A 6,086-nucleotide genomic window follows, 5' to 3' on the forward strand; every position below is an offset into this window, starting at 1 on the left:
TTTATAAGTTTATTTGCTATCTGGCGTAAGACTTTGCCTCTATATGCTTTTGCGTGATGACTCACTATTTTTTTATTTTTTACAAAACAAAAAGTTATGTATTCTTTTTTTATAGTGTAAAATTTTTCATAAAACTTAGCTCTAAGGTCTAAAATTTCATCATTTTGCAAAAAATCATCAACCGCTTTACTAAAATTTTTTTCATAAAATTTTGAAATTTCAAAGCCACCTAGCTTTTCACCTTGTTTTAGTTTGTATTCTGGTATCTCATCTTTTGCTAAGATAGGCCCAAATAAATTTGAAAATATTAAAACATTATTATCTATATATTTTTGTGCCTCATTGTCTAAACCACGATAGTTTAGATGTTTATAAGCCACGCCATCATACCTTAAGATAGCTTTTATGCTGCCTTTTTGAGATAGGCTTTCTCGCAGCTGCTTGCTCTCTTCAAGCTCTTTTAGCCCAAAAAGCTTTTTTATCTTGTCTAAATTTGCGTTTTTTAAAAACCCATCGTATCTGTTTAAAATTTCAACTCTTTTGTCAAAAAGCTCTGGAAATATCAAATCCTTACCATTAAATTTATTATTCGTATTTAGAGAAATTTTACTTTCGCTTGGAGAAAAGAGAATTTTTAATGCCATTTTTCTTACCTATTTTATATATAAATTTTTATTGGATTATACAATAAACTTTTTATGCTAAAAAAAATCAAATTTTTACCGATATAAAAACAAGCGGAATCATTTTTGCTTAGAGTGAATAAAAATTTAGGAAAAAATTATGAGAATAACAAACCAACTACGTTTTAGTCAGACTTTGCATGACTACCAAAAAAATATGACTGGTGTAAATAAAAGCTACAAGCAGCTCTCAAATGGTTTGAAAATTCAAGATCCATACGATGGTGCTGCGACTTATAATGATGCGATGAGGCTTGATTATGAAGCAACTACTCTCACTCAAGTAGTTGATGCCACTGGTAAATCTGTAAATTTCTCAAAAAATACAGATAATGCATTGCAAGAGTTTGAAAAACAGCTTGAAAATTTTAAGACAAAAGTAGTCCAAGCAGCTAGCAGCGTGCATAGTAAGACATCACTAGAGGCTTTGGCAAATGATCTTCAAGGTATAAAAAATCACCTTGTGAATATTGCAAACACTTCGGTCAATGGGCAGTTTTTGTTTTCTGGAAGTGCTGTTGATACAAAACCAATAGATGGTGCGGGAAAGTATCAAGGCAACCGTGATTATATGAAGACATCGGCTGGTGCTCAGGTTGAGCTTCCTTACAATATCCCAGGACATGATCTATTTTTAGGAAAAGACGGTGATTACAGTAAAATTTTGACTACAAATGTTCGTTTGGCTGATCAAACTAGAACCGACATCTCTTATGCGCCAAAATTTCTAAACGATAACAGCAAGATAAAAAATATGATTGGGCTAAATTACGCTAGTGATTCAGTGGTTAGAAGTGACGGCTCTTACAATGGAACAATAAATCCGGATTATGATTTTTTAGATAATTCAAATGTAAATTTTCCGGATACATATTTTTTCATGCAAGGCAAAAAGCCAGACGGCACGACATTTACTAGTAAATTTAAGATGAGTGCAAATACAACAATGGCTGGGCTTATGGAAAAAATCGGCATGGAATTTGGCAATACAAAAACAACAAAAGTTGTTGATGTGAGTATAAATAACGATGGACAATTTAATATAAAAGATCTTACTAAAGGTAATCAAACTATTGACTTTCATATGGTTGCAGCCACATCAGTAGCACCAAATCGCGGTGCAATCGCTCAAAATAACGCGCTTGATGCGGTAAATTCTCTTGAAGATCTTGAAACAATGGCAAATAACGTTCCAAAAACAGTTCATATCACCGAGTTTATAAAGAGCAAATATACCGATAAAGATGGAAATGCGACAAATGCATTTGACTATGATAAGGTTAGATTTGAGAGAAAGGATAATGAGCTAATCGCAAATTTACCTCAAGTAGCTAGAAGAACGGGCGAATATGCAACAGATCAGACAAAGCTAAGCGAAGTTTCTGGTACAAAAGAGAGCTACGATAGAAATTTATATCCAAAAGATGTTGACGCTAGAAAGAGAGAGCTTTTTAATATCGACAACCAAGAGATAAAATTGCAAGTAAAGTCAATAACTGGCACAAAATATGACATAAAGGTAAAAATGGGTACAGCAGGGGGCACAAACACTCCAGTGCAATTTGAAATAACATCTACACCACCAGGTGGCACGCCTTCTGCACCTAGGACTTTAACTGTTTATAACTCAGATGAGTTTGGAAGTTACAGAACTTATGCTAGTGATTTTACTTATAGGCAGCTCATGGATATCGTTGCTATGGCAGCAAGCGATAATATTCCAAACCCTCCACATGCAGAAAACGCAAATTTTGATACAGATATAGAAAAGGTAAAAAGAGATCAAAACTATAATGCCTATAAAGAGGCTTTATCAAAAACTAAGGGTGCAGTAGAGACAACTTTAGATGATAAAGGCAGAATGGTTTTAACTGATAAGACAAAATCAGTAACAAACATAGAAGTAACTATGCATGATGCAAAAAATAGCGATAAATTTGATGGCGATAGCACTGGCAGAGATACAGCTGGTAATGCTGGACACCCTCAAGGAAAGGGTTCTGTCTTTAGCTTTAATGAAAATAATGCTTTAACTATTGATGAGCCAAGTACGAGCGTTTTTCAAGACCTTGATAATATGATTGAAGCTGTTAGAAAGGGATATTATAGAGCTGATGCAAATAGTAATGACCCACGAAATACCGGCATGCAAGGCGCATTACAAAGGCTTGATCATCTAATAGATCATGCAAATAAAGAGCTTACAAAGATCGGCTCTCAATCAAGACTTTTAACCGCTACAAAAGAGCGAGCCGAAGTAATGAAAGTGAATGTGCAAACTGTTAAAAATGATGTAATTGACGCAGACTATGCGGAGTCATATCTGAAATTTACGCAGCTTTCGCTATCTTATCAAGCAACCCTACAAGCAAGTGCGAAGATAAATCAACTAAGCTTGCTAAATTATTTAAATTAAAATTTAAATCAGCAGGCCGCCTAGCTTGCTGATTTTTTAAAATTAAACTCAAGCGTGCTATAATAAGCCTTTTTTATAAAGGATCTAAAATTTTACGACATATCTTATTTACAATTTTTGTTTGCATTTTTATATATTTTGGTATCGCCACAGCTGCTCCAACTGCTGATTTTGTTGGCTCGCTTGGACAAGGTCTTGGTATTTTAAATATCAAATATTTTGGACTTATTGCGTATGTTTATCCATTTTTATTGATCATTTTGGGCTATTTTGTCTATAAAAATTTTAAGAAATTTGATTTTGATTTTGCTCAGTTTTTGGTAGGAATTTTTCTATTTTTTGTAGCTTTTTTGATGTTTCAAGCCTTGAGTGCTTCAAGTGTAAATGGCGGTATAATTGGAAATTTTATAGTTAGTGCCTTAAAAGAGGTGATCGGTTCTATCGGCACCGCGGTTGCTATACTTATGATGTTTATTATCTCACTTGGGCTTGCTTTTAGGGAAAATTTTATCATTGTTTTAAGAAAGGCTTTTGTAGATAAAGAGATAAAAGTCCATGAAGAGAGAAATTTAAAAGAGTTAAAACAAAAGCAACTTCCAAAAATCGAACGCAAAAGACAAAAGAATAATGATATAAAAGAAGAAGAGCTTATAGAAGCTCAGGTACTAAATGATGATGAACAGAATTTAGATGAAGAACTAGAGCCTGAGCCAGAAAAAGAGAGCAGGGCCTCAACTATAAACGGAGTTGAAATTTTAAACGAAGTGGCTGAGAACAAGAAGTTGCTTGATCAAATAGAGCGAGGCAATGTCGAAAAGCCAAAGAATTTTGTCTTACCACCGCTTAAATTTTTAAACGATCCGCCAAAACGCTCGCACAGCGTAAATGAAACGGAAATTGATCAACAAATTTCTAATTTGCTTGATAAACTCCGTAAGTTTAAAATAGACGGCGATGTGGTTAGAACTTATACTGGGCCTATCGTCACGACATTTGAGTTTCGTCCAGCCCCACATATCAAGGTAAGTAAAATCCTTACTTTGCAAGATGACCTAGCTATGGCGCTAAAGGCACAAACGATCCGTATCCAAGCGCCGATCCCTGGTAAAGATGTGGTAGGCATCGAGGTACCAAATCAAAATTTAGAAACTATATACCTAAAAGAAATTTTAGAGAGCGAAGTCTTTAAAAATGCAAGTAGCCCGCTAACTATGGCACTTGGCAAAGATATCGTCGGTGCTCCTTTTGTGACAGACCTTAAAAAACTACCTCATTTGCTAATCGCTGGAACTACAGGATCTGGCAAAAGTGTGGGTATAAACGCGATGCTTTTAAGCTTGCTTTATAGAAATAGCCCGCAAACTTTGCGTCTAATGATGATCGATCCAAAAATGCTTGAATTTAGCATATATAACGATATCCCACATCTTCTAACTCCAGTTATCACAGAGGCCAAAAAGGCGATCACTGCACTTGCCAATATGGTCGCTGAGATGGAGCGAAGATATAAGATAATGAGTCAAACTCGTACGAAAAATATAGAGAGCTACAATGAAAAGATGAAAGAGGAAGGCGGCGAGCAGTTTCCGTACATCGTTGTAATCATTGACGAGCTTGCTGATCTCATGATGACTAGTGGCAAGGATGTGGAGCTTTATATCGGCCGTCTAGCACAGATGGCAAGAGCTAGCGGCATACACTTGATAGTGGCAACTCAGCGCCCAAGTGTTGATGTCGTGACTGGCCTTATAAAGGCAAATTTGCCAAGTAGGATAAGCTATAGGGTAGGGCAAAGGATAGATAGCAAAGTGATCCTTGATCAAATGGGAGCTGAGAGCTTGCTTGGACGCGGAGATATGTTATTTACACCTCCAGGAAGCCCTGGTGTGATAAGACTTCACGCACCATTTGCTAGCGAAAAAGAGATAGAGACAATCGTAAATTTCTTAAAAGAGCAACAAGAAGTTATCTACGACGAGAAATTTTTAGTAGAAGAAGGCTCTAGCGGAAGTATGGCTGCTGGAGCACTGGGAGAAGATGAACTTGACGAGCTTTACGAAGAGGCTAAAGAGATCATTTTAAGTGAGCAAAAAACGTCGATAAGTTATCTGCAAAGACGTTTAAAAATAGGTTATAACAAAGCTGCAAATATAATCGAACAAATGGAAAAAATGGGTGTTTTAAGCTCAGTGAATGCAAAAGGACAAAGGGAAATTTTATAGCTAAAGTCATAAATTGCTTTAATTTTAGAATTTTAATTTTTATTAAAATTCTAAAAAGTCTTGACAAAGCACATTAAAATCTATATAATTACAACTCTTAAAAATATTGGGGTATCGCCAAGCGGTAAGGCAACTGGTTTTGGTCCAGTCATTCAGAGGTTCGAATCCTCTTACCCCATCCACTTTTTAAATCCAAAATAATACTTATCGCGGAGTAGAGCAGTGGTAGCTCGTCGGGCTCATAACCCGAAGGTCGGCGGTTCAAATCCGTCCTCCGCAACCAAATGCCCATTACTTTTTATCATCTTTTAACTAAGCACCAACCCCCACACCATCACGTATATCATCAACATTGAGATGAACTTAGTGTAAGCTACTTTTAATATCTGTATGACCCATAAAAGCCATCAGTTTATGTGCATTAAACCTCTTCAAACTCACTAATCTAGAAGCCACTGTATGGCGTAATACGTATAGTCCGTGAGTGTTGTTTTCTCCCTTATATCCTAGATGGTTTCTTACAGCCCACCACATATGATTTGCTGTATCGTGGTTTAGATGAGTTATAGGGCACTTGTTTAATGGTAGGTCTTTGCAGTTGTCATAAGCCCCTTGAGATACCCAGTAGTAAGCCACACGAAGCATTTGGTCGTCTTTTGTTTCAGTAAAGAGTTTGCGTGCCTCTATTTTACTTACGCTCTTAGCTGTTTCTAAGCGTTGCTTTATGGCTTTGAATACTAGAATAATTTTATTTTAATATGTAAA

The 6,086-nt window shown here is 36.0% G+C and carries 3 protein-coding genes and 2 tRNA genes; 4 read left to right on the plus strand and 1 reads right to left on the minus strand.

Annotated elements, in window-relative coordinates:
• The coding region (locus F3G69_RS05990) for a YaaA family protein (RefSeq protein ID WP_149714699.1) at window positions 1–644 on the minus strand (644 nt) is incomplete at its 3' end.
• Between the two features lie 139 nt (window positions 645–783).
• Here F3G69_RS05990 and flgL point away from each other — a divergent pair.
• The 4 genes from flgL to F3G69_RS06010 all read left to right on the plus strand — a co-directional run bounded on the left by flgL (window position 784) and on the right by F3G69_RS06010 (window position 5,604).
• Window positions 784–3,099, plus strand: a complete 2,316-nt coding sequence (gene flgL / locus F3G69_RS05995) for a flagellar hook-associated protein FlgL (RefSeq protein ID WP_149714682.1) — start codon at window positions 784–786, stop codon at window positions 3,097–3,099.
• 143 nt (window positions 3,100–3,242) lie between these two features.
• Window positions 3,243–5,321, plus strand: a complete 2,079-nt coding sequence (locus F3G69_RS06000) for an FtsK/SpoIIIE family DNA translocase (protein WP_410470296.1) — start codon at window positions 3,243–3,245, stop codon at window positions 5,319–5,321.
• A 107-nt stretch (window positions 5,322–5,428) separates the two neighbouring features.
• Window positions 5,429–5,503 (plus strand) — tRNA-Gln (locus tag F3G69_RS06005).
• A gap of 26 nt (window positions 5,504–5,529) precedes the next feature.
• Window positions 5,530–5,604 (plus strand) — tRNA-Met (locus F3G69_RS06010).
• Window positions 5,605–6,086: the final 482 nt, after the last annotated feature.

This window comes from Campylobacter concisus (assembly GCF_902460625.1).
Taxonomy (GTDB): Bacteria; Campylobacterota; Campylobacteria; order Campylobacterales; family Campylobacteraceae; genus Campylobacter_A; species Campylobacter_A concisus_AD.

Bases quoted from the DNA above. Each gene is read 5' to 3' on its own strand.
- flgL (WP_149714682.1), top strand. From the start codon at position 784: ATGAGAATAACAAACCAACTACGTTTTAGTCAGACTTTGCATGACTAC.